Raw genomic sequence first — 26,714 nt, 5'->3', positions numbered from 1 at the left:
TTATCACAACCGGTCGCGAAGCGAAAACCATGTCATAGCCAAAAAAAGAAGCGGGCTACGCAGCTGCGGCCCGCCAGGAAAAGCCGGGATGTCCAGCGCGCGGAGCGGGGCGAGCCTGTCGGGCGCTCCCGCCGCGAACTCGGCATAGAGCCGGCCGAAGAAATTCGCCAGCATGACGCCATGGCCGGAAAAGCCGCCGATGACCGTAAGCCCGGGATGGGGCGTATCCACATAGGGCATGCGCGTCATGGTTATTCCCACCGTCCCGCCCCATGCGTGGGTAATGCCGACGTCCGAAAGATGCGGATAGAGGCCGGCGATCAGGCGCCGCAGCGGGCCTGCGATGTCGCCATCGCCGCTCATGTAAGCCTCGCGCCCACCGAACAGCAGGCGGTTGTCGGCGCTCTTGCGGAAATAGCGCACGACGAAGCGGGAATCGTCCACGGCCTCGCCACCGGGAATAACGCGCTCCGGTTCCGCCAGCGGGGACGTCGCCGCGATGTAGGAGCGAATGGGCATGATGTGGGCGCCGGCGCGCGGCTCCAGCGAACCACCATGGCCATTGGTTGCCACCAGGGCCCGCGCGGCCGTGACGATGCCGAAGGGCGTGTGGGCGCGGATGCCCCCCGCGACGGGCTCCAGCCGCGTCACCGGGGTTTGCTCGTGCAGCACCGCCCCTGCCGCGTCTGCCACGCGCGCCGTACCGACAAGAAGCTTCATCGGGTTCAAATGGAAGGTCGCCGCATCGCGCAGGCCGCCATGATAGCTGTCGGAGCCCAGACGCTGCGCCATGTCGGCAGGCTCGTGCCAGGACAGATGCGGGTAGTCGTAGTGCCTGGCCATGTGTTCGGCATGGGCCTGGTAATCCGCAGCAAACCGTTTGCGGTGGACGACCGACAACTGCCCGGTGCCGAGATTGGCGTCGATGTCGTGTCGCGCCATGAAGCCCAGAAGGTGGCGTTTGGCATCCTCGGCAAGATCGAACAGGGCGCGGCTACGGGGCAGTCCTATGCGCGGCTCCAGCTCTTCCGGCCAGAGGCGCTGGCCGGTGCCGAACTGGCCGCCGTTGCGGCCCGACGCCCCGTCGCCAAGGCGGGCCGCTTCCAGAAGGACGACGCGCGCTCCGCCTTGGGCAAGATGCGCGGCAGCCGAGAGGCCAGTGAAACCGCCCCCGATGACAAGGACATCGGCCTGGCGGCTGCCGTCGAGGCGCGGATAGCGCGGCCGCTCGGCAATCGAGTCCTCGTAGAAGGAGCGGCCGGGCGAAATGGGAGACTGGTAGCCGGCCTCAGACATTGAGCAGGAGGAACTCCCGTTCCCAGGGGCTGATCACCTGCATGAAGGTTTCGAATTCGCCGCGCTTGATGCCGGCATAGGTGGCCAGAAACTCGCGGCCGAGGACGTTCTGGAAGGAATCTTCTGCTTCAAAGGCCGCAACCGCTTCCAACAGGCCGCGCGGCAACGAGATGACGCCGTCCTCGTTGACGGTGCGGTCGGTGGGCTGGTCCGGCTCGATGCCCTCGGTCATGCCGAGATAGCCGCAGGCCAGCGATGCCGCCAGCGCCAGATAGGGGTTGGCGTCGGAGGACGGAAGCCGGTTCTCCACCCGCCGTGCGGCGGGTTCGGATGTCGGGACGCGGAACGCCGTCGTGCGGTTGTCGTAGCCCCAGGCATTGTTGGTGGGAGCGCTCATCCCGTGCGTCAGCCGCCGGTAGGAGTTGACATAGGGCGCCATCATCACGAGTGCGGCCGGCACATAGCGCTGCATGCCGCCGATGAAGTGGTGGAACAGTTGCGAGGGCGTCCCGTCCGGATTGGAGAAGACGTTGGCCCCTGTGCGACGGTCCACCACGGATTGGTGGATGTGCATCGCCGAGCCCGGCTGCCCCTGGATCGGTTTGGCCATGAAGGTGGCGTAGATATCGTGCTTCAGCGCCGCTTCGCGGATGGTGCGCTTGAACATGAAGACCTGGTCCGCCAGCTCTATCGGGTTGCCGTGGCGCAGGTTGATTTCCAACTGGGCGGCGCCGTCCTCGTGGATCAGCGTATCGATCTCCAGGCCCTGCCGGTCGGAGAAGTGGTAGATATCGTCGATCAGCTCGTCGAATTCGTTGATGCCGCCGATGGAGTAGCTCTGCCCGCTCTGGATCTGCCGGCCAGAACGACCGATGGGCGGCGTCAGCGGATAATCCGGATCGACATTGCGCGAAACGAGATAGAACTCGATCTCGGGCGCGACGATGGGCCGCCAGCCCTTTTCCTCGTACAGTTCCACCACATGCTTCAGCACGTTGCGCGGCGTGTAGCCGACCGCCTTGCCGTTGACATCCACGAGGTCGCAGATGATGGCGGCTGTCGGGTCCGTCTCCCACGGGACTTCGGCGATGGTGGAAAAGTCGGGCACCAGCTTCAGATCGCCGTCATTGGGCGAATAGCGGAAGCTGCCCGTCTCTTCCGGATATTCGCCCGAGATCGTGTGCATGAACAGGGCGGATGGCAGCGCCAGCGAGGTATTGCCGGTAAATTTCTTGGCGGGCATCATCTTGCCGCGTGCAACGCCGGCAAGGTCGGGGGTGATGCACTCCACATCCTCGATCCGGCGCTCGGCAAGCCATTCGCGCGCCTCGTCCATGTCAGCGACGCCGCGCCGGGAATCCAGGAAGGCGGGCCGCTTCCGTGCCGCCTTGGCAAGGGGAGGCACGCTGCGCCCGCTTTCGCCGATGGCGGGGACGGCTGTCCTGACCTGTCCGTTCTTCTTGATCCTCGAGGGGGTGCCCGCCTCGGATTTTGGGGGTTTCGGACGTTTGGCCATGCAATCCTTCGCGACGGGTTTCGGCGTCGGTCGATGATAGCCAGTTCAAGTAGAGGCGGGCAAGGCGGCGCTGCGGCCGCCTTGCATGGTTTTCAGCGTTCGGTGCGCACGATGACGGGAACCAGAAGGTCTCCCCAGCAGCCATTGCCGGAATGGTGGCGCGCCGAGCGCACCAGTTCGACGGACAGTCCTTCCTCCACCGCCTTCATGACCGACTGGTTGAGGCGGTGCAGGTCGTTGGCCAGCGAGCGGATGGCCGCCTGCTGTGTGCTATCCATGGTGGCGGACTGCTCTTCGGCGCGTTCGCGGACGCGGGTGCGCGGGCGCTTTTCTTCCATGACGAGGCTCATATCGATCGCTCCTTGAGGTACGGTTGCCGGGTTTACTCTGCGGCGACGTTCAGCGGCGCTGCCGGCCGGAACTGCGCGCTTTCGGTGGATTCGCCCATGGCGGTGGTGGAGGATGTGCCGCCGGTGATGGCCATGCTGACGGCGTCGAAATATCCAGTGCCCACTTCGCGCTGGTGCTTGGTGGCGGTGTAGCCGGCCGCCTCGGCTGCGAATTCGGCTTCCTGCAGCTCCGAATAGGCGGCCATCTGCCGGTCGCGGTAACCGCGCGCCAGCTCGAACATGCCGAAATTGAGTTGGTGGAAGCCGGCCAGCGTGATGAACTGGAACTTGTAGCCCATGGCGCCGAGCTCGCGCTGGAACTTGGCAATGGTCGCCTCGTCGAGGTTCTTGCGCCAGTTGAAGGAGGGCGAGCAGTTATAGGCCAGCATCCGGTCGGGATGCACCTTGTGGACGCCTTCGGCGAAGCGGCGTGCCTGGTCCAGATCCGGCTTGGATGTCTCGCACCAGATCAGATCGGCATGCGGCGCATAAGCGATGGCGCGGGCGATGCAGGGCTCCAGCCCGTTGCGCACGCGGTAGAAGCCTTCCGCCGTCCGGCCGGCATCGTAGTCGACGAAGGGTTGGTCGCGCTCGTCGATGTCTGAGGTCACCAGCTTGGCCGCCTCGGCATCCGTCCGCGCCACCACCAGCGTCGGCACGCCCATCACGTCGGCCGCCAGGCGCGCCGCCGTCAGGTTGCGGATATGCGCCGCCGTCGGGATGAGCACCTTGCCGCCAAGGTGCCCGCACTTCTTTTCCGAGGCGAGCTGATCCTCGAAATGCACGCCCGCCGCACCGGCTTCGATGAAGGCCTTCATGATTTCGAACGCGTTGAGCGGCCCGCCGAAGCCGGCCTCAGCATCCGCGACGATTGGCGCAAACCAGCTATCGACGCTGAGACGGCCTTCCGAATGCTCGATCTGGTCGGCACGCTGCAAGGTGCGGTTGATGCGACGGCACAGTTCCGGCGCGGCGTTGGCCGGATAGAGCGACTGGTCGGGGTACATGGAGGAGGCGGTGTTGGAGTCGGCCGCCACCTGCCAGCCCGACAGGTAGATCGCCTTCAGGCCGGCGCGCACCATCTGCATGGCCTGGTTGCCTGTCATCGCGCCCAGCGCGTTGACGAAATCCTCGGTGCGGAGCAACTCCCAAAGCCGGTTGGCGCCGTTTTCCGCCAGCGTGTAGCGGATGGGGACGGAACCGCGAAGTCGCTTTACATCCTCGGCCGTGTAGGGACGCTCGATCGTGTCGAAGCGGCCTGCCGGTGCGCTTTGGACGAGGTTGTAAAAATCAGTCATGTCCTGTCACTCCCTGATACGACGCTGGTGCTTGCGTGCTCTGCGTCCGGGAGAAGGATTGACAGAACTTCCAGATCACGGCAGCGAAAACCCTGATTTGCGGCGCTGGAAAGATGTCGGCTTGTACGTGCTTTGACAAAAGGCGCCTGTCATGATGTAAAATCTGTAAAGCAGGACGGTTGTAAAAACGCGGTCAAAACGGTCATGGCGGACAACAAGATATTTGCCGGGCCACGATTGCGCCGGCTGCGGAACGGGCTGGGGCTGACGCAGACGGCCATGGCGGCCGAGCTCGGCATATCGCCCTCGTACCTGAACCTTCTGGAGCGCAATCAACGGCCGCTGACGGTGCAGATCCTGCTTCGGCTGGCGGAAATCTACGATGTCGACCTCTCGGGCCTGCAGGCGCGGGAGGGCGACGGTGTCCGCGCCGAGCTGAAGGCCGCCTTCGCCGATCCGCTCTTGTCGGGCGAATTGCCCGGACCGCAGGAGATGGGCGATCTCGTCGACGCCGCCCCCAACGCCGCGGCCGGGATGGCGAAGCTCTATCGCGCCTACAAGGAAATGGAGGCGCGTCTGTCGGACCTGTCCGTGCTTCTGGCCGGGCAAGGCAAGGCGCTGGACGCCGCCGGCTCACGCCTGCCCATGGATGCGGTGCGCGAGGTGCTGGAAGACAGGCCCAACTACTTCGCCGGCATCGACGGGGCGGCCGAGGGCCTGAGCACGGAGATCGGCCTTGGCGACGATGCCTATGGGGCACTGAAAACCTGGCTGAAGGCGCGGCACGACGTTTCCGTGCGCGTCCTGCCGGTGGAAACGATGCCCAACTGGCGCCGCCGCTTCGACCGGCATTCCCGCCGTTTGTTCCTGTCCGAGCGTCTGTCCGCGCCGGACCGGCTGCGCGAGGTGGCCTTTGAGGCGGCATCCCTTGCGCTGGCGCAGCCGATCCAGTCCGAGCTCGACAGTTTCGCCTTTCCCAGCGCAGAGGCGCGGCGGCTGGCCCTTTTCGAGCTGACGCGCTACGCGGCCCACGCGCTGATCATGCCCTATGGCCCCTTTCATGCCGCAGCCGAGCGGGCGGCCTACGATATCGACGCCCTTGCAGGTCGATTCCAGGCCTCGTTCGAGCAGGTGGCCAACCGGTTGACCACGCTGCAGCGCCATGGGGCGCCGGGCGTGCCCTTCTTCATGATGGAGGTGGACCAGGCCGGCAACCGCTTCCGGCGGGCGGGGGCGCAGGGCTTTCCCACCCGCCGCTTCGGCGGCGGCTGCGTCAAGCTGGCCATCCACAACAGTTTCGCCGAGGCCGGGCGCGTGATCGTGGAAGAGGTGGAGATGCCCGACGGAGCCACCTTCCTGACGATCTCGCGCACGCTGGAGGGGTTGAAGGCCGGCTTCGCCGAGCGCCCCCGCCGCACCGCGCTGCTGCTTGCCTGCGAAGTCGCTTTCAAGGATAGGGTCATCTATGGCAGGCTCGGCCGGATGGCGCCGGTGCCCGTGGGGCCGGCGTGCCGGCTCTGCGAGCGGGCGGCCTGCCTGGCCCGGGCCGAGCCGCCGCTGACGCGGCCTCTGGGCCTCGACGCCTGGGTCAGCGGCCTGTCGGCTTTCGATTTTTGAGTAGGAGTGTCGCCGGTGGATATGCGGAGCGGGTCATCCCAGAAAGCGAAGACAGAGGGCCTGGAAGATACGATGAGCCGGCAGGGCTTCGTCGCGCGGGCGGTGCAGAAGGTGGTGGACGGCGCGGAGGCATGGAACCTGTCCAGCGCCACGCTCGGTAACCCGCCGGTCTATGACAACGCCGTCTTTCCATGGGCAGCGGAGGTGGAGGCCGAATGGCCCCTTATCCGCAAGGAACTGGATGCCGTCCTGACCCGCAAGGGAGAGCTGCCCGCCTTCCACGAGATTTCCTCGGAGGTGCGCTCGATCTCCTCCGACCAGAACTGGAAGACCTTCTTCCTGTGCGGCTACGGCATCAAGTCGGAGGAGGCGATCCGCCAATGCCCGCAGACCTGGCGCATCCTGCAGAAAATTCCCGGGATGAAATCGGCCATGTTCTCGATCTTCGAGCCGGGCAAGCATCTGCCGCCGCATCGCGGGCCGTATAATGGCGTGCTGCGCTTCCACCTCGGCCTGATCGTTCCGGACGAGCCCGACAAGATTGCAATCCGCGTTGCCGATACGCTTTGCCACTGGCAGGAAGGCAAGGCGCTCATCTTCGACGATGCCTACGAGCACGAGGCGTGGAACCACTCCGACAAGGTGCGCGTGGTGCTGTTTGTCGATTTCGAGAAGCCGCTGCGGTTTCCCGGGCGCCTCACCAACAAGGCCGTCCTGAACATGGCCGTGTTTACCCCCTTCATCCGCGAAGGCTACAAGGCCCACAAGGCGTGGGAGAAGATCTTCTACGGAGCGGGACAGAAGCACCGATGAACGACACGACGATGGATCAGGCGCGATGGCGCGCGATGGCGGACCATGACGTGGCCGCCGTCACCGCACTGGCCGACAGGGTGCATCCTGGCCTGCCGGAACGGCCGGAGGTGTTCCGCAACCGCATCGGGCTGTTTGCGGACGGGGCCATCGTGCTGGATACCGGCGCGGCGATCGTCGGCTATGGCGTCGCACACCCGATCGAGCGGCTGTCGCCGCCGCCGCTGGACACGATCCTCGACCGGCTGGAGCCGTCGGCGGACGCCTTCTACATCCACGACGTCGTCGTTGCGCCGGAGCGACGGGGGCGGGGAGAGGCGCGGCAGGGCATCGACAGGCTGCTCGGCATCGCGGCGCGCTTTCCGGTGACGACGCTGATCTCGGTGTACGGGACGGGGCCCTTCTGGGCCCGCTTCGGCTTTGCCGCCATCGACGACGCGGCAATCGGCGCCAAGCTCGCGGCCTATGGGCCCGATGCGATTTATATGCAGCGCGACAACCGCTTGTGATCTTGTCCAGTTAGGGGCTACCCAAAGGCCCGACTCTCGGAAATAGTCGGGCATCCGGCCCCGTCGCGTGACTTCAGGAGATGCAGATCTTGCCCAACCGTTCCACTTGCAGCCTCGTCGCCCTCGCCGCATTCACTGCCCTGACCGGGCAGGCTGCCGCTCAGCAGCAGCTCAACATCTACAACTGGTCGGATTATATCGACCCGACGATCATCGAGGACTTCACCAAGGAAACGGGCATCCGCGTCGTCTACGACACGTATGATTCCAACGAGATCCTGGAAACCCGGATGCTGGCGGGCGGCAGCGGCTACGACATCGTGGTGCCCTCGGCCGAATATCTGGCGCGGCAGATCCAGGCGGGCGTGTACCAGAAGCTGGACCCGTCCAAGCTGACCAATCTCGGCAACATGTGGCCGATGATCCAGGAGCGTGTCGCGGCCTTCGATCCCGATAACGCCTACTCGGTCAACTACATGTGGGGCACCACGGGCATCGGGTACAACACGGCCAAGGTCGCCGAGGCCCTGCCCGATGCGCCGCTGGATAGCTGGGCGCTCGTCTTCGATCCGCAATATGCCGAAAAGCTGGCGTCATGCGGTATCGACATGCTGGATTCGCCCGGCGAGATCATCCCCGCGGCCCTGAACTATCTGGGCGTCAACCCGGATGCGGCGTCTGCCGAGGACATCCAGAAGGCGACCGACCTTTTGCTCAAGGTGCGGCCTTTCATCCGCAAGTTCCATTCGTCGGAATACATCAACGCGCTGGCCAATGGCGACATCTGCGTGGCGGTGGGCTTCTCCGGCGATATCTTCCAGGCGCGTGACCGGGCGGAAGAGGCCGGGGCCGGCGTCGAGATCGGCTATTCCATCCCCAAGGAAGGCGCGATGATGTGGTTCGACCAGATGGCCATTCCGACGGATGCGCCGCACGTCGAAGCCGCCCACACATTCATCAATTACATGATGCGCCCCGAAGTGATCGCGCGCGCCACCGACTATGTCGTCTATGCCAACGGCAATCTCGCCTCGCAGAAGCTGATCGATCCGGAAATCTTCGGCGATCCGGCCGTCTACCCGGACGAGGCGACCCTGGAAAAGCTGTACATCAAGCTGCCCTACGATGCCCGGGCGCAACGTCTGGTGACGCGCGCCTTCACCACCGTTCGGACCGGACAGTAGACGCGACGGCGAGGCTCTGTTCGATCATGGCGACGGCGCTCAAATCGCTCGGAAGCATCCGGCGGAACTTCGATCCGTGGAACGACCCCACGGCAAAACCACTGATCGAGTTCGACCGGGTGGTGCGCACCTTCGGCGACTTCAACGCCGTGGACGATCTGAGCCTCAACGTCTACACGCGTGAATTCTTCGCGCTGCTGGGGCCGTCGGGGTGCGGCAAGTCCACCCTTCTGCGGATGCTGGCCGGGTTCGAGACGCCGACCTCCGGCGATATCCGCTTGGGGGGGCAGAGCCTGACCGGCGTTCCGCCCTACCGGCGGCCGCTCAACATGATGTTCCAGTCCTACGCTCTGTTTCCGCATATGAGCGTCGAGAAGAACATCGCCTTCGGCCTGAAGCAGGACGGCATGGCGCGCTCGGAGATTGCCGACCGGGTTGCCGAAATGCTGCGGCTGGTGAAGCTGACACCCTATGCAAAGCGCAAGCCGCAGCAGCTTTCGGGCGGCCAGCAGCAGCGCGTGGCGCTGGCCCGCTCGCTTGCCAAGAAGCCCAAGGTGCTGCTTCTCGACGAGCCGCTCGGCGCGCTCGACAAGAAACTGCGCGAGGAAACACAGTTCGAGCTGATGGACCTGCAGCAGGAGCTAGGCCTGACCTTCGTGATCGTCACCCACGACCAGGAAGAGGCGATGACCATGTCGGACCGGATCGCCGTGATGCGCGCCGGCCGGATCGAGCAGGTGGCGACGCCGGCCATCCTGTACGAGGCCCCGAACTCGCGATACGTGGCGGACTTCATCGGCAATGTCTCGATCGTCGAGGGAACGGTGGAAGACATCTCCGGCGACAGGCTGCGCCTTGCGGCCGAAGGCGGCATCCTGACGGTGGACGGTGCGCCGAACCTGGCAAAGGGGGCGGCTGCCGCACTGGCGGTGCGGCCGGAAAAGATCACCCTCAGCCGCCGCCCGCCGGATGCCGGCGCGGCCAACGTCATGAAGGGGACGGTCTGGGACATCGCCTATCTGGGGGATGTGACGCTGTTCAACGTCAAGCTCGATAGCGGCACGATCATGCGGGCGACCGTCATGAACGCCTTCCGCGTTGCGCCGGAGCAGATCGGCTGGGATGAGGAAGTCTATCTTTCCTTCCCCGCCGATGCCGGCGTCATCCTGTCGGCATGAGGGCGCGGCATGGCGGCTGAAACAAGGGGCGGCGACAAGAAGGCGGGTTCGGGCGGCTGGTTCAGGGCAGGGGTGATCGGCATCCCCTATCTGTGGCTCATCGCGCTGTTCCTCATTCCCTTCCTGATCGTATTCAAGATTTCGCTGTCGGAAACGGCGATCGCCCAGCCGCCCTATCTGCCGACCTTCGACCTGACCGACCTTTCGGCCAGTTGGCAGGCTTTGCGTGACCTGTCCTTCGAAAACTATCTGTGGCTGGGCGGCGATCCGCTTTACATCAACGCCTATCTGTCCAGCCTGCGCATCGCCTTCGTGTCTACCGTCCTCGCCCTGGCGGTCGGCTATCCGCTGGCCTATGGCATGGCCCGCGCATCGGGCAGCCTTCGCCCCATCCTCCTGATGCTGGTCATCCTGCCGTTCTGGACGAGCTTTCTGATCCGCGTCTATGCGTGGATCGGCATCCTGCGAGGCGAGGGCTACCTCAACCAGTTCCTGCTGTGGACGGGTATCGTCTCGCAACCACTGAACCTCCTGAACACCGAGACCGCCGTCTATATCGGCATCGTCTATTCCTATCTGCCGTTCATGGTTCTGCCCATCTATGCGAGCCTGGAGCGGATGGACCACCGGCTGGTCGAGGCGGCGAACGATCTTGGCTGCCCGCCCTTCTGGGCGTTCTGGAAGATCACCTTCCCGCTGTCGCTGCCCGGCGTCGTCGCCGGGTCGTTCCTGGTCTTCATTCCGGCGGTGGGCGAGTTCGTCATTCCCGATCTTCTCGGCGGCTCCCAGACGCTGATGATCGGCAAGGTCCTTTGGGACGAGTTCTTCATCAACCGGGACTGGCCGGTCGCGTCGGCCGTGGCCGTCCTGCTGCTTCTCGTGCTGGTGGTTCCCATCATGATCTTTCAGAAGATCCAGGCCCGGAGCCTGACATGAGCGGTCGGCTGTCGCCCTTCAATATCGTGTCGCTGGTGGTCGGCTTCGCCTTCCTCTATCTGCCGATCGTGCTGCTGGTGGTCTATTCCTTCAACGCATCGCAGCTTGTCACCGTATGGGGCGGCTTTTCCACGCGCTGGTACGCGGCGCTGGCGGGCAACAGCCTGTTCGTCGATGCGGCCTTCATCACGTTGCGCGTCGGTATCCTGTCGGCCACCATCGCCACCATCCTGGGCACGCTGGCGGCTATGGCCATGGTGCGCTACGGCAATTTCCGCGGCAGGCTGCTGTTCTCCGGCATGGTGGCGGCGCCGCTGGTGATGCCGGAAGTCATCACCGGCCTGTCGCTGCTGCTGCTGTTCGTGGCCATCAATTTCGACAGGGGGTTCTGGTCGGTCACACTGGCGCACACGACCTTCTCCATGTGCTTCGTCGCCGTCGTGGTGCAGTCGCGGCTGATCGGCGTCGACCGCTCGCTCGAGGAGGCGGCACAGGACCTTGGATGTCCGCCCCTGAAGGCCTTTCTGCTGGTGACCATACCGGTCATCTGGCCGGCTGTGCTGGCGGGCTGGATGCTGGCCTTCACCCTGTCGTTGGACGATCTGGTGATCGCCAGCTTCTCCTCCGGCCCCGGCGCCACCACACTGCCCATGCGGATCTACAGTCAGGTCAGGCTGGGCGTGACGCCCGAGATCAACGCCATATCGACGATCATGATCGGCGTGGTGGCGACAGGTGTGGTCATCGCCTCGCTCGTCACCAAGCGGCAGGAGGTGCGCCGCCTGCGCGACGAAAAGCTGGCGCAGGAAGCGGAACGTCTGGCCGTCTCGTCTGCCGGCTGACGCGCAGCTTTATCGACAGGCCGTGTCGTGGGCTGCCCGTATGGCGTTCATGGTTTCGTCGAGCGCGGCAGCCACCGGGTCTTCCCCGCCGCCGCGCGCCGCCATCACGATATCCAGCGCCTCGATGTCGGCAAGCGCGTTGATCAGCGCCGGGCGCACGAGCGGGTCGGTGACCGAGGACAAGGTCGGCGCGATCACCGCCAGATAGGTTGCCGCGCCGCGCCCCGGCGCCTGCGTGGCGGCATGCCGGTCCAGATCGATGAAAGCGCCGCGCCGCGCCGCGAAGATAAGCCGCCGCGCGGCACGCTCGAGTTCGCCGCGGGTTTCCAGCGCCATGGGCGGGCGCCGCGCCGCCGGCCCGAAATCGCCGGTCGAGGGCCGGGCCACTGCATTGGACGCAACGAAGGTCAGAAGGCCCGGACCGTCGCCTTGCTCTTCCTCGGCATCGATGGATGGCAGGCCGCCCGGCCCGGCGATCTGCATGCCGGGGCGATCGGCCGGCGCATATCGCGGTGCAGGCGGCGGCTGCATCGCATCGAGGGCCGCCTCGGCGTTGTCGCGGGCCGACTGCGCCAGGAAGGCTTCGGCCTCGTCCAGCCGCAGGTCGGTTACCGCAAGCTGGCTGGTGTAGCTGCGCAGGGTGCCGAGATAGTTGTCGAGGCCCGAGCAAAGATAGGGTGAGGGGCCCTGTGACAGATAGTCGGACAGATCCGTGCGGACCCGTTCCGCAACCCAGCGGTTGGACGCGGTCGCGGGAAGGGACCGGGCGCCGCGCTGGGCGGCAAGCTGGCCGGCCAGCCGCCGTGCCTTGGCCAATGGTGCATCCGCCTTGCCGGGGATGTCGGTGATCGAGAGCCTGCCGGGCAGCCGCGCATCTCCGGGCGCCGTGCCTAGCATCGCCTTGACGTCGATGTCGGCCAGGCGCTTGAAGGCGTCGGCCCTCACGCCCTGCAGGGCGGCGTGATAATCGTCAGAAGGGCCCGCCAGCGCTACCGGGGCGGATGCCGCGATAGCCAGGACGGCGATGGTCCCGATGAAGCCGAAGGTCGCTTTTGCCGGCATGTCTCGAACCCGTCCTCGCGGCACGGAGACGGGTCCGGCGGCGAATGTCTCGTTTCAGATCGGCTTGGAGCGCGGCGTCACGGTGACGTCCAGGCTCGGCCACTCGCCCCTCAATATGAACTCGATGGGTTTCGATGAGGTGAACGTGGCGTTGCTGTTTGCATCTGCGACATCGGCCGCCGCCGGCTCGAAGAGCCCCTCCAGCGACACGGATGTATCGGCCAGCGCGATGAGGCCCTGAAGCGTCATGCGGCCGGCCGAGCCCGCCATCTCGAAGCTGCCGACCCGCAGGAAGCTTCCGGCGGTGGACAGCCGCGCGGTCAAGGTGTCGAAGGTGGTCGCTTGCCCGCCCGGCTGCAACGTATAGGTGCGTTGACCTTCCTGGAGGTCGCCCACCTGCGGCATTCCGGCCACCGTGCCCGCACGGATGTCCACCTTCGCCTCGATACGGTTGTTGTTGGCGATCTCCGCCCAGTTGCGAACGGGCAGGTCCAGCTTACCGCTGATCGTGGCCGCGCCGGTCAACTGCAAATCGTCCGCGGACAGCCGCTGCGCGAGTGTGGCCGCCTCGATGCCCTGCAGCGCATAGGTGCCGGTCAGGCGGGGCGCGGCCGCATTGGCATCCAGCGAGACGCGTCCCTGCGCGCGCCCTCCGAAGACGGAAACATCGCCGATATCGACGACCGCGTTGCCCGAGGCGAATTTTACCGTGGCCGCCAGATCGCTCATGCCGACGCCGGCCAATTGCGATTGCGTTGCCGAAAGACGCAAATCCAGATCGAAGTCGCGGACGAAGTGCAGCGGGATTCGCCGCTGCAGGTCCAGAACGTTCCGCGGCAGAGGCGCGATCGCGCTTCCCAGCGTGTCGAAGTCGAAACTCTCGAAGGCGAGGGTGCCCGCAAGCATGGGGCGGCCGGCCAGCATCGCGATTTCAAGGGCGCCTTGTGCACGCATATCGTCGAGGCCGACGCTGGTGCGGCTCAGGAAGGCACGCTCCCCGGCCAGCCGCAGATCCGTCTCGAGGGCGATGGAGCCGAAATCCGGAAGCGCGAGGCCCGGGCTGCCGATCCACCGGCTGAGGCGCGCCAGCGAGGGCGCTTCCAGGGATAGACGTCCCTCCAGTTGGAACGGCGTACCGCCCGCGCCTGTCCCGTCGAAACGCAGGCTGACGGGCGGCGCACGCAGGGTGGCGGAAAGCTGGCTCTCGTCGCCCACCAGAAACGCCGCCGGCGACGCCACGGCCAGGCTGATGTCGGCCGGCTGGCCATTCCACACGAGGCTGCCGGACAGCTCTGCCGGCTGCCGCCCGCCATCCCACTGCAAGGCCAGGTTGATATTGCTGATGCCGGGCGCATCGCCCTGCGGGCGGAACAGCCCGTCGCGAACCTCGATGTAGCGGACCCCTTCGAACCGTTGCAGAACGGCGCGCAGCGTCTGTGTCGCAAGATCGATCACCTGCAGGCCGTCCGCGGCGTTGCCCTGGGTCAAGTCTTCGTTGGCGGCCGGTGCCGGATCGGATGGCGATGGCGCGGCGGGCCGCTCGTCCGCCTCGGTAAATTCCGGACGCACCAGCGTCAGGCGGGAAATGTCGGTTCGCCCGATCAGCGCATCGATGAGATCGAGTTGCGCGATGACGCGCGCTACGCGCAACTCCCGCGTGTCTTCGGCGCTGTCCATCCGGATGTTCGACAACTCCACGACCGGGCGCGGCAATAGCCGGAACGTGGCGCCGCCATCCACTTGCACGCTGCGCCCCGTCAGGGCGGCAAGGCGCTCTTCTATTCCGTGGCGGGCGTTTTCGAGGTTCAGCGACAGGCTGGAATTGGCAAGAAAAACGACGCCGATCAGGATGGCGGCCGCGACGCCGGCGAAGGTCCAGCCGAAGAGGCGGCGTTTGCGGCCGTCTCCGGGGGGCGAATGCAAGGGCGTATCGTGGGCGGACAAACGGGTCTCGTGCGCGGACTAAACTGTAGGGTGTATATACGGGACATCTCTGCGCGAAGCGAGTGCGCCGCCCCGAGCCGTCATTGCGCCACGACCCGGTCTGCCGGAAAGGTGATTTCGACGATGGTGCCTTCGCCCTGCGTCGAACGCAACGCGAAACGGGCGGAGTTCGCCTCCACCATGGCCTTGGTCAGCGGCAGGCCGAGCCCAGTGCCGTCGCCCCGTTCGCGGGCAATGGCGCTGACCTGGCTGTAGGGAATCATAGCCTCCGACATCTCGTCCTCGCTCATTCCGATTCCGGTGTCGCGGAAGCGCAGGATGAAGCAGCCCTTCGTGTCCACGCTTGCCGAGACCACCACCTGGCCCCCTGCCGGCGTGAAGCGGATGGCATTGGACAGAAGGTTGAGCGCGATCTGCCGGATAGAGCGGGCATCGGCCAGAATGTGCGGAAGGCCGCGTGGCAGGTCGCTGCGAAGGATCACGCGGGCCCGGCCCGCCTGCGGCTGCATGAGGGAGACGATCTCCGCCGCGATATCGACGGCGGATACGGGGGCGATCTTCAGCGAGGCCTTGCCGGCCTCGATCTTGGATATGTCCAGAAGGTCGTTGACGAGGTCCAGCAGATGATGGCCGGAATGCTTGATATCGCGAAGATATTGCAGGTAGCGCTCGTTGCCGATGGGGCCGAAGCTTTCCGCAGCCATCACATCGGCGAAGCCGATGATGGCGTTCAGCGGCGTACGCAGCTCGTGGCTGATATTGGTCAGGAAGCGGCTTTTATGCAGGCTGGCGTCTTCGGCCTGTCGCCGCGCCGCGACGAGCTCTTCCTCGATGCGCTTCCAATGTCCGATGTCCCGGATCACGACGCACCAGCCGCGCCCCGCACCCAGCCTGCCGATGGTGATGAACAGCGGAATCGGCGCGCCGCGCGCCACCTTGCCAAGCACTTCCCTGCCATCGTTCAAAATGCTCTGCATGCCGCCGTCGCGCAGCGCGGCCAGATAGGCGGCCGCCGTTGCACGGCTGTCCTCGGCGATCAGGTCGGTGAAGGGAAAGCCGCGGCACTTTGCGGCCGAAAGGCCGAACAGCGCCTCTGCCGAGCCGTTCATCGCGCGCAGCGTGCCGTCGTCCTCCAGCATCAGGATGCCGTCCGTCGCCGTATCGAGCACCGCCCGCAACTCGATCGTCTCTTCGTCGGCGGGGGCCGGTGCCGGGCGCTGGAAGGTGAACAGAAGGATCGCCGTTCCGGCGACGGTGATGCGCTGCATCTGGCAGGAAACGCGCACGACCTCGCCATCCTGCCGCAGCAGCCGGATGCAACCCTGCGCCTCGCCAAGCCTGCCATCGTCCGCCGCAAGAACCTCCAGCCCCCCGGCCGCTTCCAGGGCCGCAAGGCCGGCATATCCCGACAGGTCGAAGAAACTGCGATTGGCATGCGCAAGGCGTCCGCGAGCCTGCACCAGGGCAGCTACGGGCAGTGCGTCAAGAAAGGTGACGATGTCGGCGGGCAGGTCCGACGGGGGCGCCGCTGGCGGCGTATCGCCAAGGCCGCCAAGGGCCGCACCGATGGATGCGAAGGCATCCGCCTCCGCACCGGACAGGCCGGTGCCGTTAGCCGGTTCGGGAAGGCTTTCCGCCTCGACACGCCCGACGATGCGGCCGAAGCCGCGTATGCCCTCGAAGACGGTTCCCCGCCCGTAGACCGGCAGGGCCGCAAGCTCGATCCGCATGCGGTCGTCGCTGCCGTCGACCGGCCAGTCCACCATCCGGTCCGACCACGGGGCGCGGCTGCGCAGCAGGTGCGCGATCTCGCCGGACGGGTCGAGACCCAGGCGATCCATGATTTCGAAGATCGCGTGCCCGTGCAACGCCTGCGCACTGGCGCCGACGGCGGCGGCCAGCTCCGCGCCGACGGCGGTGAAGCGGTAGGCGGCATCGACGCGCCATTCGAAGCGGCCATCGGCCAGCGAAATTGCCGGTTCGGCCTGTCCGGGGTGCCCTGGCATCGCTTCGGTGCGGAGCCTGTCGCGTGACTCCGCAGCCTTGTAGCGCAGGGTGACCGCCTTTTCGGACAGGCGTTCATGCCACCGCTGGACGATCTGCCCGATCGGCGTCGTCGAAGCCTGTGCCTCGGTTGCGTCGGTCGGCACTGCAGGGGCCTGCGGCGCAGGTTCGGCCATAGCGGGCTTGAAGGGCTGCGCATCCGTCCAGGGGCCTGTATCGGCAACGAGGGCCAGTCCGCTGCCAAGACGCGCAAAGGCGAGTTTGCGGCCCTCGTCGGCGATTTCCAGATAATCGATGGGGCCGGTCAGGAACTCGTCCGCGGCATCGATAAAGTCGGCCGCCCGGTCCGGGTCAAGCGAGGCACTCATCGCCTGCAGGCCGCCGGCTGTGATGATCGCGGCCGGATGTCCGATCATGCCGGACTCGCGCAAGAGACGCTCCGCCAGCATGGCCCCGACGTCCGGACGCGCCATGGGATGCAGGCTGGACAACAGCACGAATTCTTCGCCGGCCGCGGCAACGGCCATGCGCAGGCGGATCGTGATGGAGACGAAGCCGGCGCCGGACTGCGTCGGAAGCCGCGTCGTCACTTCTCCGTCACGCATCAGGGCGCCGGCAAATTCCCTGATGCGCGACAGGGGGGAGGGCGTTCCGGAGGTCAGCGTATCGGCAGCTTTGTTGTGCCAGAGAACTTGGGTCAGGTCGGCGGACAGCGCTGCGACGGCGCAGCCGGCTTCGCCGGCGCGGCGTACATCTTCAAATGCCATGATCTCCAGAGGGTTCATGTCCTGAAAATGTCCTGTCGAGGGCCCCGCCCATCCCGTTGGTTACGCCTTTGTTAATAACGCCCGGCACGCACGAAATCCATTGCGGGCGCCAGGGTCGGCCGATCATTCGTCGGGAAGGGTTAACATCCTGCAATCATTCGATGCGCCGCTCGTCAGTTGTCAGAACATTGGAAATCCGCTCATGTAGGCGTCTTGAGATGGCGAGGGAGAGTGCGATGAAGGAGAAGGTAAGGTCCGCAGGCAAGCCTTCGGGGGAGTTTTCGCAAGCCGAGGACGCCTTCAAGCAGGCGATGGACCCGGAAAACGTAGCGCGTGCGCAAGCCGCGCTTGGCCTCGATCCCGAACGGTTCCAAGAGGCGTTGCGCGGTTTGACGGAGCGCACGGTCGAGCAGTCGCGCAAGACCTATCAGGCGATCCGCGACAATGCCGACGAGGCGACCAAGACCCTGGAAGCGACGCTGGAGAATGCGCATAGCGGCTCTCTGTCCCTGTCCAAGAAGGCCATAGAGGCTCTGCGGACGAATGCCGAACTCGGCTTCGCGCATCTGGAAAAGATGACGAAGGTGCGCTCCGTTGCCGAACTGGTCGAATTGCAGTCGGGCTATGTGCGCGAGCAGACGGAGCTGATGGCCGGGCAGATCCGGGACATGCAGTCGCTGTCGCGGACGGTCGCCAACGAACTGGTGCGGCCCGGCAAGGAGGCCATGGACAAGGCGCGCACCCGCAAGGAGTGATCCGGCGCACGACTTGAATTTTAGGGTGGTCTCCAAGCGCGGGATGGGCTTGCGTCCCGCGCCGAATGAATTTATGTGAACCGCCATGGAGCGACAAGCTCCTCGGTATGCGGTTGTAGCTCAGCTGGTTAGAGCGTTGGATTGTGGCTCCAGAGGTCGGTGGTTCGAACCCACCCAACCGTACCATCCCCAAACCCCTGCGAATTAAGGCTTCGACAGCGCGGGCGGGGTAAGTTCACTGACTTCCATCGCAGTCCATGCACTGCAACTACAGGTTCTGGCGGAGCGCCGGCTACTCCATGCAACATGGAATCGCCTTGCCCTTTCATTTCCGCTCTGCAACGGCCCATCCGGCAGTTCATGCCGAAACGGTGACCTCGATGAAGCGGGCGATCATCGCGTTGATCTGATCCGGAACCTCCAACTGGCAGAAGTGTCCTGACGCGACGGTTTTGCCGAACAACAATTCGGGCGCCAGGTCCCGCAGGCGCGCTGTGTCCGAGCGCGGGGTCGGCTCGTCAGCTTCGATGTACAAGCCGGGAACACGCACGTTCCCGCCTGCTTCAGGATTATAATCCCTGAGGCCCTCGAACGCGGAAACCAGCACATGCTGGGGCGTCTTGGCCATTGCATCGGGAATCTCGGAGCGGCGCTGACGATCGTCGGTCGATATGAACAGCGCATTCCGTACATAGTCTGCCAATACATGGCGATAGCCCGGCCCACGCAACCCGGATAGAAACGGCTCTATCCCCGGCCTCGATGCCGACGGTATGGCTACGGCCGAATCCAGCATGACAATCGCGGCCGGAAGTGTCGCAGAACGCTTCGCCAGTTCGAAGGCGACGATCCCTCCCATGCTATGCCCCACAATCACTGGCGGCCGGAGCTGCAGGTGCTGAGCGACAGCGATTACATCGTCGGCGAAGAGCTGCATCGAATAATGCGAGATCGGCTTGTCACTCTGTCCATGTCCGCGAAAATCGACCGCAACGACCTCATGGCCAAGATTGGCAAAATGATCGAACTGGGGCTGCAGGTAGGTATGGTCGCAGCACCAGCCATGCAGAAACATGATCGGGCGCTTCGGCCCAACGACGCGCTCGTAGAACAGGCGCACATCACCATCGACCACAAAGGGCATGAACGTTCCTCGCGCATGATCGCCAGTAGGTGCCATTTGGTTGTAAAGGCTGCACGGTGTCCAGCCGCGGGCAGAGCTTTGGCCGGGCGTTCAACGGCTTACGTCGGAAGACCCCGGTCCCAGTAGGGCTCCGGTCCGAACCGCGCGATAAGCCAGTCGATGAATACCCGAACCTTGGGGGCCAGTTCTCGCGAGCTTGGATAGAGCGCCAGAAGTGTCTGCGTCGACACGAGAGGGTGATCGGACAGCACAGGCACCAGCGTTCCATTGCGGAGTTCTTCCGCCGCGCACCAGCTTGCCATCAGGGCAATCCCCAGCCCGGCGCAGGCAGCATCGCGCACGGCGCCACCATCATTGATCCGCAGCGTTGGCGTTACCTGCTTTACGAGGGTTTCCCCGCCCGGGCTTTTGAAGGTCCACGCATGAAGCGTGCCGACCACGAGGCAATCGTGCGCGTCGAGGTCGTCCGGGGAGCCGGGGTGCCCGCGTCGTTGCAGGTAATCGGGTGATGCAACCAGCACGCGGCGGTCGGGCGCGATCCGCCGCGCCACGAACGAGGAGTCACGCAGGCTGCCGTAGCGGACCGCAACATCGAACGCGCCTTCCACCAGATCGACGATGCTGTCGGAGAGGCGCATGTCGAGGGTGAGATCCGGATATCGACGCATGAAATCCGGCAGCCCCGGTACGATATGCATCCGGGCAAACGATGCCGGCGCGGCAATCCGCAATGTGCCGCTGGGCGCCGTCTGCTCGCGCCCCAGGGCGGCGCGCGCGGCCGCGGCAGAGTCCAGTATGTTCTGCGCATAGGGCAGGAAAGCGTGCCCATCCTCCGTCAGCGTTGCCAGCCGTGTGGTCCGATGAAGAAGACGCGCGCCGAGACGCCGTTCGAACGATGCCAGCCGGGCACTGGCGCCCGCAGGCGTAATGTCGAGATCGCGGGCGGCCGCGCTGATGCTGCCAAGGCGCGCGATACGAACGAAGAGAGTCAGATCGCCAATATCCATGGTCTCTCTGCCTTTGCCGGCTCGCCTGGCACTTCAATCACCGAGACGAGGCGAGACCTGACGGTGCCATGACCCGCACCAGGTTTCAACAGACTGTTGAAGCTGCTTCAGCCCTGGTCCGACTACCGGGCCATTCGGTGAAAATCCAGATTGCTCTCAGCAAGAAACGGCGCGGCCTGGCGCGGCCTGGCGCGACATGCAGACTGGAAGGAACACCGACCATGACCCACACGATGAAAGCTGCGATCCTTACCCGCTTCGGCGGGGTCGATGCGTTCGAACTCGCGAGGTTCCCGTCCCGGCCGTCGGGCCTCGCCAAGTGCGGGTGCGCGTCCACGCGACCTCCGTCAATCCATTGGATTACCAGATCCGTCGCGGCGACTATGCGAACTATGTGCCGCTGCCCGCCATCATCGGGCACGATATCTCCGGTGTCATCGAAGAGACGGGCTCGGACGTAACCGAGTTCGGCGTCGGCGACGCGGTCTACTACACGCCCAGAATATTCGGCGGGCCCGGCTCTTACGCAGAGCAGCATGTGGCCGATGTCGAACTGGTTGGCCGTAAACCCGCGAATATCAGTCATCTCGAGGCGGCCAGCCTGACGCTGGTCGGCGGGACCGTGTGGGAAGCCTTTGTGACGCGCGCGCAACTGGCCGTCGGTGAAACCGTGCTCATCCATGGCGGGGCCGGCGGCGTCGGCACCATCGCGATCCAGCTTGCAAAGGCCATCGGCGCGCGCGTGCTGACGACGGCCCGCGCCGAGGACCATGAGTTCGTGCGCTCCCTCGGTGCGGATGAGGCAATCGACTACACCACGGAGGATTATGTCGACGCAGTCGGGCATCTGACCGATGGGCAAGGCGCGAATGTCGTGTTCGACACAATCGGAGGCGATACCTTGACCAGAAGTCCGCTGGCGCTGGCCAGCCTTGGACGCATTGTTAGCATCGTAGACGTTTCGCAGCCGCAGAACCTCATCGAAGCCTGGGGCAGGAACGCTGCCTATCACTTCGTCTTCACGCGGCAGAACCGAGGCAAACTCGACGCGCTGACCGGCCTTGTCGAGCGCGGGCTCATCAAACCGGTGCTTGGCGCGACGCTGCCGCTTGCCCGCGTGGGCGAGGCGCATGACCTCCTGGAGAACAGGGGAAGACGCAAAATTCGCGGCAAGATCGCCATCGACGTGGCTGGCGAAACGGTTTCCCTTCCTCCGCTTCGCTGACGCTGCGGTGGCCTCAATCAGCCAAGGCGTCGACGCGCTCGTGATCGACTGGCCCCGGCTTTCCGAAGAGGTAGCCTTGCAACGAGTCGCAACCCTTTGCCGTCAGTATGTACTGCTGGTTTGAGTTTTCCACGCCCTCCGCCGTCGTCGACAGGCCATAGCCGTCGCAGAGCGCCAGCACGGCATCGATGACTGCGGTGGACTTTCCGTCGTCACCGATCTGGTCGACGAAGGATTTGTCTATCTTGATGCGGGTGAGGGGAAGTTTCTTGACGAGCGAGAGCGAGGAGAAGCCCGTCCCGAAATCGTCCAGCGCAATGCCGATCCCATGGTTTCTGAGGGTCCTCAAAATCCCTTCGGCGATCACGACATTGTCCAGCACCATGGACTCCGTAATCTCCAGTTCGAGACGTTCCGGCGCCAGCCCCGTATCGCTCAGGATCTCATCGACGATCCCGACGAATGTCGGATCGGTTAGCTGGGCAGCGGAAACGTTGACCGATACGTAGATGTTGTGCGACCAGCGCATCGCTTCCGAGCAGGCGGATCGCAGAACCCATTCTCCGAGAGCGAATATCAGGCCAAGATCCTCGACAACGGGAATGAACACCGAAGGCGGCACCATCTGTCCTGTGGCGGTGCGCCAGCGGAGCAGGGCCTCGTAGCCCGCAACCTCGCCATCGACGGCGTTGATGATCGGCTGATAGTCCAGATAGAAGAGACGCCGATCGACGGCCTCGCGCACGTCCAGCTCCAGAACGGTCCGCGCCCGTGCGAGCATATCCATTTCATCGCTGTATTGACGCACGCAGCTACGTCCGTCCCGCTTCGCCTGGTAGAGCGCCAGGTCGGCGCGGCGCAGGATGAGATCGATGTCGTAGCCGTGGAAGGGCGCAATCGCAGTCCCGACACTGACCCCGACCTTGGCAAGCTTGCCGGCCACCAGGACAGGCTCTTCCATGGCCGCGACAAGGGCATTTGCAGTCAGCTTGATCGCGTCGAGCGTCGGAGAGCCGAACTGGAGGGCGATGAACTCGTCGCCTCCCAACCGGCCCAAAACCCCATTTTGCCCCAGAACTGCCTGAAACCGCCGCGTGGCGGATTTCAGGACTTCATCTCCCCCTTCATGGCCAAGGTTGTCGTTGACCGCCTTGAAGCGATCCAGGTCCAGGTAGTGAACGGCGATCCTTGAGCCATAGGCGACTTGCGGTAGTTGCTCCTCGAGCTTTTCCCGAATGCCCCGACGATTATAGATCCCTGTCAGGGAATCATGACGCGCCTGATGCTCGAAACGGCGATTGGCTTCCTGTTGCTCGGTCAGGTCACGTGTGACCTTGGCGAAACCCAGAAGCGACCCGGCCAGATCGTAGACCGGGTCGATCACGACGCTCGCCCAGAACGCCGACTGGTCCTTTCGATAACGCCAGCCCTCGTCCGCGAAGTGGCCCAGCCGCTTTGCCGTTTCCAGATTATCCCAGGGCACACCGCGCCTTCGGTCATCGTCCGAAAAGAAACACGAATAGTTCTTCCCGACGATTTCGTCGGCGCTGTAGCCTTTGATGTGTTCGGCGCCCGCGTTCCAATTCAGGATGAAACCATCTTCATCGAGCAAGTAGATTGCGTAGTCTTTTACGCTCGATAGCAGCAAGCGGTACATCAAATCGTCAGTAATGCCCGTGCGGTCCATGATTGGTGAGAGCCTTATCGTGTGGCGTGGATAATCATGATGATGTCTGCGAAGATGGATTACACTGCTGAACTGGCGGCCATCGTGCCGGAGGAGGGACGCCCGACGGCGTCCCCGAATACTCAGGCGATCCCTGCGCCTCCGGTGATGCCGTAGACCTCGCCCGTTATGTAGCTGCCTTCCTGGCTGGCCAGCAAAACGTAGATCGGGGCGATTTCGACGGGCTGGCCTGGCCGCCCGAACGCGCTATGCCCACCGAACTGCTGCACCTTTTCGGGTGGCTGGCCGCCGCTCGATTGCAGGACGCTCCAGAACGGGCCGGGCGCCACAACATTGGCCCGGATGCCCTTTTCGATCAGCTGCTTGGACAGCGCCTTGGTGTAGGCCACGATACCCGCCTTCGTGGTTGCGTAGTCCAGAAGGATATCTGACGGATCGTAGGCCTGCACCGACGCGGTCGTGATGACGGCAGCACCCGCCGGCATATGCGGAACGGCCGCCTGGCAAATCCAATGCAGCGCGTAGAGGTTCGTCTTCAGCGTCTTGTCGAAATCCTCCGAGGATAGCTGCGAGATATCCTCTCGGTACTGCTGACGGCCGGCGTTGACGACAAGGATGTCGATGCCACCCATATGCGACGCCGCCAGGTCCACAAGCTCGCGGGACCAGGCCTCGTCGGTTACGTCTCCCGGCAGCGCCAGGGCTTTCCGGCCCTCGGCCTCGATCAGGGCGATCACCTCCGCCGCGTCGGCCTCTTCAGATGGAAGGTAGGCGATGGCGACATCCGCGCCTTCGCGGGCATAGGCGATGGCCGCAGCGCGGCCTATGCCGCTGTCGCCGCCGGTAATCAGCGCCTTGCGGCCCTCGAGCCGGCCATGGCCGACATAGCTCGTCTCGCCGTGATCGGGGGTCGGCTCCATTTTCGTCGCCAGCCCCGGGGCGGGCTGCGGCTGGTCGGGGAAGGGCGGCTGGGGATACTGCGTACGCGGATCCTGCATGGTGGTGCGGCTGGTCATGAAAGAGTCTCCAATCTATCGACAAGAGCAATCCCGTCGACCAACATACGTTCCGCCGCTCGTTTGGTGGCCCTCATCTGGAGCGTCGTTCGATGCTGGGTGTTCTTCGCAACCGGACCTACCGTCGGCTTTTCGCCGCGCAGGCTCTTTCCCTTGTGGGCACGGGGCTGACCACCGTCGCGCTGGGTCTGCTGGCCTACGATCTGGCGGGGGACGAAGCCGGGGCTGTCCTCGGCACCGCGCTCGCCATCAAGATGATCGCCTATGTCGGCGTTTCGCAGTTCGCAGGTGTCATCACGGCGTGGCTCCCACGCCGGACATTTCTGGTGACGCTGGATGTCGTGCGGGCGGGGTTCGTGCTTCTGCTGCCCTTCGTCACCGAAATCTGGCAGGTCTATGGTCTGGTCTTCGCCTTCCAGTCCATGTCGGCGCTGTTTACGCCGACCTTCCAGGGAACGATCCCCGACATACTGCCGGACGAGCGCGACTATACCAAAGCCTTGTCGCTGTCGCGCCTCGCCTATGATCTGGAAAGCCTGTTCAGTCCGCTTCTGGCGGCTCTGCTTCTGACCGTGATCGGCTTCCACTGGCTGTTCCTGGGGACCGTGATGGGCTTTCTGGCCTCGGCCTTTCTGGTCGCGACAGTCGCTCTGCCGTCGGCGACGGCGATGGCCGGCTCCGGCTTCGTCGATCGCTTCACCCGCGGTGCGCGCATCTATCTTGCAACACCGCGCCTGCAGGGCTTGCTGGCCTTGTCGCTGGCTGCGTCCGCCGGCGGTTCCATGGTCATCGTCAATACGGTGGTGCATGTCCGCACCCAGCTCGGCGGTTCCAACCACGACGTCGCCCTGCTGTTCGCCGCCTATGGCCTGGGTTCCATGTCGGTCGCGATTTTCTTGTCGCGCATTCTCGGTTCGGTATCGACCCGCGCAACGATGATCGGCGGTGCGGTGGCGATGGCCTGCCTGCTGCTGGTCGGCGGCACAGGGCCGGGCTGGATGCCGAGCATCGGCCTTTGGCTTTTGATGGGGGCCGCGTCCTCCGCCATCGGAACGCCAATTGGCATCGTGTTGCGGCGGTCGTCCGGCGCGGCCGACAGGCCTGCGGTGTTTGCGGCACAGTTTGCCCTGTCGCATGCCTGCTGGCTGGTCACCTATCCGCTTGCCGGCTGGCTCGGAGTGACGATCGGCCTCGACGCGACGTTCGTCGCCCTGTCGGTGGTATGCCTGGCCGGCACTGTGGCTGCGACAGTGCTCTGGCCAGCCGACGATGCGATCGAGATCGAGCACCAGCATGCCGCCTTTGCCCATGATGCGATGCATGTCCACGACGAGCACCACAGGCATGACCATGAAGGCTGGGAGGGGCCCGAGCCTCATCGCCATCCCCACCGGCATGCGCCGATCCGGCACAGCCACGCCTTTGCCATCGACGATCATCACTTCGCCTGGCCAACCGCGACACATAGGGGATAGAGGGGAAGCCTCGCCAGCGGCCGGTCATCCGGCGACGCAGCGGTTGCGCCCCTGCGCCTTCGCCGCATAAAGCGCCTTGTCCGCCCGATCCAGCCAGGTCGCGAGATCCGAAGCTTCCGCATTGCATTGCGCAAGGCCGAAACTGGCGGTGAACGGCAAGTCCGGAACTTCCCTGATCGTCGCGTCTTCGATTGCCTTGCGAAACCGCTCGGCTGCGGTCTGGGCTTCGGGCAGCCCGGTGTTGACGAGCAGGATGGCGAATTCCTCGCCCCCGATGCGCCCGATCTGTTCTTCGTTGCGTTTGACGGCCTCGCAGGCAGCGCTTGCGCTTTTCAGCACCGCGTCCCCTATGCCGTGTCCATAGGTATCGTTGATCGACTTGAAGCGGTCGAGATCGAAGATGACAAGCGTGACGGGCTGGCCATGACGCAGGAAGCGGCTCAGCTCCCGCTCCGCAGCCTCGGTGAATGCGCGGCGCGTCGCCAGGCCCGTCAGGCCATCGCGAGACGCGATCTGGCGCAGCTCGAACTGGGTGATTGCGACGGCCGCGAACTGGCGAAGGGTTGCATAGTCGTCCGGCCCGAAACGTCTGGGCTGCGTGTCCAGGATGCAGATGGTGCCGATGTTGTAGCCGTCCGGCGATGTCAGCGGAATGCCGAGATAGCTTCGCAGATGCGGCGCCTCGGCAACCATGGGGTGATCCACGAAACGCGGGTCCAGCGTCATATCCTCGATGGCGAGGATGTCGGCAGACTGGATCGTATAGTTGCAGAAGGACGCGTCGCGTGGAATCTCGACGAGACTGGCCCCGTCAATGGCCTTGTACCACTGGCGCCTGTCATCGATGATTGAGATCAGCGCGATCGGTGCCTTGAAGATCGTCTTCAGCAGGCTGACGATGTTATCGAATTGCGGCTCGGACGGGGTGTCCATGATGTCGTACCGCGCAACGGCGGCCAGCCTGCCGCCTTCGTCGCCGAGTTTGATGTCATGGAACATGGACGCGCTCTCTTCATAACTATCGTGGCACACTCGTACGCATTTAGAGGT

Annotated in this window: 21 protein-coding genes, 1 tRNA gene and 1 pseudogene; 11 read left to right on the top strand and 12 right to left on the bottom strand. The window is 64.7% G+C overall.

Annotated features, from left to right (window positions below; translation table 11 throughout):
• Positions 1-3 precede the first annotated feature (3 nt).
• The 4 genes from AUL31_RS08110 to aceA all read right to left on the bottom strand — a co-directional run bounded on the left by AUL31_RS08110 (position 4) and on the right by aceA (position 4,499).
• The gene (locus AUL31_RS08110; RefSeq protein ID WP_060604212.1) at positions 4-1,296 is read right to left on the bottom strand and encodes an NAD(P)/FAD-dependent oxidoreductase; all 1,293 of its coding nucleotides are present in this window, start codon (positions 1,294-1,296) and stop codon (positions 4-6) included.
• Entirely contained in the window at positions 1,289-2,812 is a 1,524-nt protein-coding gene (locus AUL31_RS08105) for a glutamine synthetase family protein (RefSeq protein WP_082646854.1), read from the bottom strand. The genes AUL31_RS08110 and AUL31_RS08105 overlap by 8 nt, the downstream gene beginning before the upstream one ends.
• A gap of 92 nt (positions 2,813-2,904) precedes the next feature.
• Complete coding sequence (locus tag AUL31_RS08100; protein ID WP_244489349.1) at positions 2,905-3,162, bottom strand: SMc00767 family acetate metabolism repressor; 258 nt, start codon at positions 3,160-3,162, stop codon at positions 2,905-2,907.
• Between the two features lie 32 nt (positions 3,163-3,194).
• A complete protein-coding gene (gene aceA / locus AUL31_RS08095) occupies positions 3,195-4,499 on the bottom strand; it encodes an isocitrate lyase (protein WP_060604209.1) in 1,305 nt (434 codons plus the stop codon).
• 204 nt (positions 4,500-4,703) lie between these two features.
• On the opposite strand from aceA, the gene AUL31_RS08090 reads away from it, so the two are divergent.
• From AUL31_RS08090 to AUL31_RS08060, 7 genes are all read left to right on the top strand, one after another.
• Positions 4,704-6,116 (top strand): helix-turn-helix domain-containing protein, encoded by a 1,413-nt coding sequence (locus AUL31_RS08090; RefSeq protein ID WP_060604206.1) that lies wholly within the window; start codon positions 4,704-4,706, stop codon positions 6,114-6,116.
• 72 nt (positions 6,117-6,188) lie between these two features.
• Complete coding sequence (locus AUL31_RS08085; RefSeq protein ID WP_060604203.1) at positions 6,189-6,929, top strand: aspartyl/asparaginyl beta-hydroxylase domain-containing protein; 741 nt, start codon at positions 6,189-6,191, stop codon at positions 6,927-6,929.
• Positions 6,926-7,438: a GNAT family N-acetyltransferase gene (locus AUL31_RS08080; protein WP_060604200.1), complete on the top strand. Its 513-nt coding sequence runs from the start codon at positions 6,926-6,928 to the stop codon at positions 7,436-7,438. The genes AUL31_RS08085 and AUL31_RS08080 overlap by 4 nt, the downstream gene beginning before the upstream one ends.
• A gap of 80 nt (positions 7,439-7,518) precedes the next feature.
• Positions 7,519-8,622 (top strand): polyamine ABC transporter substrate-binding protein, encoded by a 1,104-nt coding sequence (locus tag AUL31_RS08075; protein WP_060604197.1) that lies wholly within the window; start codon positions 7,519-7,521, stop codon positions 8,620-8,622.
• A gap of 26 nt (positions 8,623-8,648) precedes the next feature.
• Positions 8,649-9,800 (top strand): ABC transporter ATP-binding protein, encoded by a 1,152-nt coding sequence (locus tag AUL31_RS08070; RefSeq protein ID WP_060604194.1) that lies wholly within the window; start codon positions 8,649-8,651, stop codon positions 9,798-9,800.
• 9 nt (positions 9,801-9,809) lie between these two features.
• Entirely contained in the window at positions 9,810-10,736 is a 927-nt protein-coding gene (locus AUL31_RS08065; RefSeq protein ID WP_082646853.1) for an ABC transporter permease subunit, read from the top strand.
• Positions 10,733-11,578: an ABC transporter permease subunit gene (locus AUL31_RS08060; protein ID WP_060604191.1), complete on the top strand. Its 846-nt coding sequence runs from the start codon at positions 10,733-10,735 to the stop codon at positions 11,576-11,578. The genes AUL31_RS08065 and AUL31_RS08060 overlap by 4 nt, the downstream gene beginning before the upstream one ends.
• Positions 11,579-11,587: 9 nt before the next feature.
• Here AUL31_RS08060 and AUL31_RS08055 read toward each other — a convergent pair whose 3' ends face one another.
• The 3 genes from AUL31_RS08055 to AUL31_RS08045 all read right to left on the bottom strand — a co-directional run bounded on the left by AUL31_RS08055 (position 11,588) and on the right by AUL31_RS08045 (position 17,355).
• The gene (locus tag AUL31_RS08055) at positions 11,588-12,640 is read right to left on the bottom strand and encodes a hypothetical protein (RefSeq protein WP_060604188.1); all 1,053 of its coding nucleotides are present in this window, start codon (positions 12,638-12,640) and stop codon (positions 11,588-11,590) included.
• 54 nt (positions 12,641-12,694) lie between these two features.
• Positions 12,695-14,563 (bottom strand): AsmA family protein, encoded by a 1,869-nt coding sequence (locus AUL31_RS08050; protein WP_060604185.1) that lies wholly within the window; start codon positions 14,561-14,563, stop codon positions 12,695-12,697.
• Positions 14,564-14,664: 101 nt separating this feature from the next.
• Complete coding sequence (locus AUL31_RS08045; RefSeq protein WP_159439799.1) at positions 14,665-17,355, bottom strand: PAS domain-containing sensor histidine kinase; 2,691 nt, start codon at positions 17,353-17,355, stop codon at positions 14,665-14,667.
• Between the two features lie 236 nt (positions 17,356-17,591).
• Here AUL31_RS08045 and AUL31_RS08040 point away from each other — a divergent pair, with 236 nt between their 5' ends.
• A complete protein-coding gene (locus AUL31_RS08040; protein ID WP_232414398.1) occupies positions 17,592-18,110 on the top strand; it encodes a phasin family protein in 519 nt (172 codons plus the stop codon).
• 109 nt (positions 18,111-18,219) lie between these two features.
• Positions 18,220-18,296, top strand: a tRNA-His gene (locus AUL31_RS08035).
• 172 nt (positions 18,297-18,468) lie between these two features.
• Here AUL31_RS08035 and AUL31_RS08030 read toward each other — a convergent pair.
• Together AUL31_RS08030 and AUL31_RS08025 are read right to left on the bottom strand one after the other, a co-directional pair.
• A complete protein-coding gene (locus AUL31_RS08030; RefSeq protein WP_060604178.1) occupies positions 18,469-19,254 on the bottom strand; it encodes an alpha/beta fold hydrolase in 786 nt (261 codons plus the stop codon).
• 98 nt (positions 19,255-19,352) lie between these two features.
• The gene (locus tag AUL31_RS08025) at positions 19,353-20,261 is read right to left on the bottom strand and encodes a LysR family transcriptional regulator (RefSeq protein ID WP_060604175.1); all 909 of its coding nucleotides are present in this window, start codon (positions 20,259-20,261) and stop codon (positions 19,353-19,355) included.
• Between the two features lie 221 nt (positions 20,262-20,482).
• On the opposite strand from AUL31_RS08025, the pseudogene AUL31_RS08020 reads away from it, so the two are divergent.
• A pseudogene (locus tag AUL31_RS08020) lies at positions 20,483-21,486 on the top strand (zinc-dependent alcohol dehydrogenase family protein).
• A 13-nt stretch (positions 21,487-21,499) separates the two neighbouring features.
• Here AUL31_RS08020 and AUL31_RS08015 read toward each other — a convergent pair.
• The gene (locus AUL31_RS08015) at positions 21,500-23,173 is read right to left on the bottom strand and encodes a putative bifunctional diguanylate cyclase/phosphodiesterase (protein ID WP_060604170.1); all 1,674 of its coding nucleotides are present in this window, start codon (positions 23,171-23,173) and stop codon (positions 21,500-21,502) included.
• A 122-nt stretch (positions 23,174-23,295) separates the two neighbouring features.
• Positions 23,296-24,189: an SDR family oxidoreductase gene (locus tag AUL31_RS08010; protein ID WP_060604166.1), complete on the bottom strand. Its 894-nt coding sequence runs from the start codon at positions 24,187-24,189 to the stop codon at positions 23,296-23,298.
• Positions 24,190-24,281: 92 nt separating this feature from the next.
• On the opposite strand from AUL31_RS08010, the gene AUL31_RS08005 reads away from it, so the two are divergent.
• Positions 24,282-25,664, top strand: a complete 1,383-nt coding sequence (locus tag AUL31_RS08005; protein WP_060604163.1) for an MFS transporter — start codon at positions 24,282-24,284, stop codon at positions 25,662-25,664.
• Positions 25,665-25,688: 24 nt separating this feature from the next.
• On the opposite strand, the gene AUL31_RS08000 is transcribed toward AUL31_RS08005, so the two are convergent.
• Positions 25,689-26,663: a sensor domain-containing diguanylate cyclase gene (locus AUL31_RS08000; protein ID WP_060604161.1), complete on the bottom strand. Its 975-nt coding sequence runs from the start codon at positions 26,661-26,663 to the stop codon at positions 25,689-25,691.
• Between the last annotated feature and the right edge of the window lie 51 nt (positions 26,664-26,714).

Source organism: Aureimonas altamirensis (assembly GCF_001463885.1).
Taxonomy (GTDB): domain Bacteria; phylum Pseudomonadota; class Alphaproteobacteria; order Rhizobiales; family Rhizobiaceae; genus Aureimonas; species Aureimonas altamirensis.
The sequence above is the reverse complement of the archived record's forward strand: the minus strand, read 5'-3'. Positions and strand labels throughout refer to the sequence as shown.

What these genes read in the sequence shown, in the direction of transcription:
- AUL31_RS08005 (WP_060604163.1), top strand. Translation starts at nt 24,282, where the DNA reads ATGCTGGGTGTTCTTCGCAACCGGACCTACCGTCGGCTTTTCGCCGCG.
- AUL31_RS08090 (WP_060604206.1), top strand. Translation starts at nt 4,704, where the DNA reads ATGGCGGACAACAAGATATTTGCCGGGCCACGATTGCGCCGGCTGCGG.
- AUL31_RS08085 (WP_060604203.1), top strand. Translation starts at nt 6,189, where the DNA reads ATGAGCCGGCAGGGCTTCGTCGCGCGGGCGGTGCAGAAGGTGGTGGAC.
- AUL31_RS08070 (WP_060604194.1), top strand. Translation starts at nt 8,649, where the DNA reads ATGGCGACGGCGCTCAAATCGCTCGGAAGCATCCGGCGGAACTTCGAT.
- AUL31_RS08040 (WP_232414398.1), top strand. Translation starts at nt 17,592, where the DNA reads ATGAAGGAGAAGGTAAGGTCCGCAGGCAAGCCTTCGGGGGAGTTTTCG.
- AUL31_RS08105 (WP_082646854.1), bottom strand. Translation starts at nt 2,812, where the DNA reads ATGGCCAAACGTCCGAAACCCCCAAAATCCGAGGCGGGCACCCCCTCG.
- AUL31_RS08065 (WP_082646853.1), top strand. Translation starts at nt 9,810, where the DNA reads ATGGCGGCTGAAACAAGGGGCGGCGACAAGAAGGCGGGTTCGGGCGGC.
- aceA (WP_060604209.1), bottom strand. Translation starts at nt 4,499, where the DNA reads ATGACTGATTTTTACAACCTCGTCCAAAGCGCACCGGCAGGCCGCTTC.
- AUL31_RS08045 (WP_159439799.1), bottom strand. Translation starts at nt 17,355, where the DNA reads ATGGCATTTGAAGATGTACGCCGCGCCGGCGAAGCCGGCTGCGCCGTC.
- AUL31_RS08055 (WP_060604188.1), bottom strand. Translation starts at nt 12,640, where the DNA reads ATGCCGGCAAAAGCGACCTTCGGCTTCATCGGGACCATCGCCGTCCTG.
- AUL31_RS08060 (WP_060604191.1), top strand. Translation starts at nt 10,733, where the DNA reads ATGAGCGGTCGGCTGTCGCCCTTCAATATCGTGTCGCTGGTGGTCGGC.
- AUL31_RS08015 (WP_060604170.1), bottom strand. Translation starts at nt 23,173, where the DNA reads ATGGACCGCACGGGCATTACTGACGATTTGATGTACCGCTTGCTGCTA.
- AUL31_RS08075 (WP_060604197.1), top strand. Translation starts at nt 7,519, where the DNA reads ATGCAGATCTTGCCCAACCGTTCCACTTGCAGCCTCGTCGCCCTCGCC.
- AUL31_RS08030 (WP_060604178.1), bottom strand. Translation starts at nt 19,254, where the DNA reads ATGCCCTTTGTGGTCGATGGTGATGTGCGCCTGTTCTACGAGCGCGTC.
- AUL31_RS08025 (WP_060604175.1), bottom strand. Translation starts at nt 20,261, where the DNA reads ATGGATATTGGCGATCTGACTCTCTTCGTTCGTATCGCGCGCCTTGGC.
- AUL31_RS08110 (WP_060604212.1), bottom strand. Translation starts at nt 1,296, where the DNA reads ATGTCTGAGGCCGGCTACCAGTCTCCCATTTCGCCCGGCCGCTCCTTC.
- AUL31_RS08010 (WP_060604166.1), bottom strand. Translation starts at nt 24,189, where the DNA reads ATGACCAGCCGCACCACCATGCAGGATCCGCGTACGCAGTATCCCCAG.
- AUL31_RS08080 (WP_060604200.1), top strand. Translation starts at nt 6,926, where the DNA reads ATGAACGACACGACGATGGATCAGGCGCGATGGCGCGCGATGGCGGAC.
- AUL31_RS08000 (WP_060604161.1), bottom strand. Translation starts at nt 26,663, where the DNA reads ATGTTCCATGACATCAAACTCGGCGACGAAGGCGGCAGGCTGGCCGCC.
- AUL31_RS08100 (WP_244489349.1), bottom strand. Translation starts at nt 3,162, where the DNA reads ATGAGCCTCGTCATGGAAGAAAAGCGCCCGCGCACCCGCGTCCGCGAA.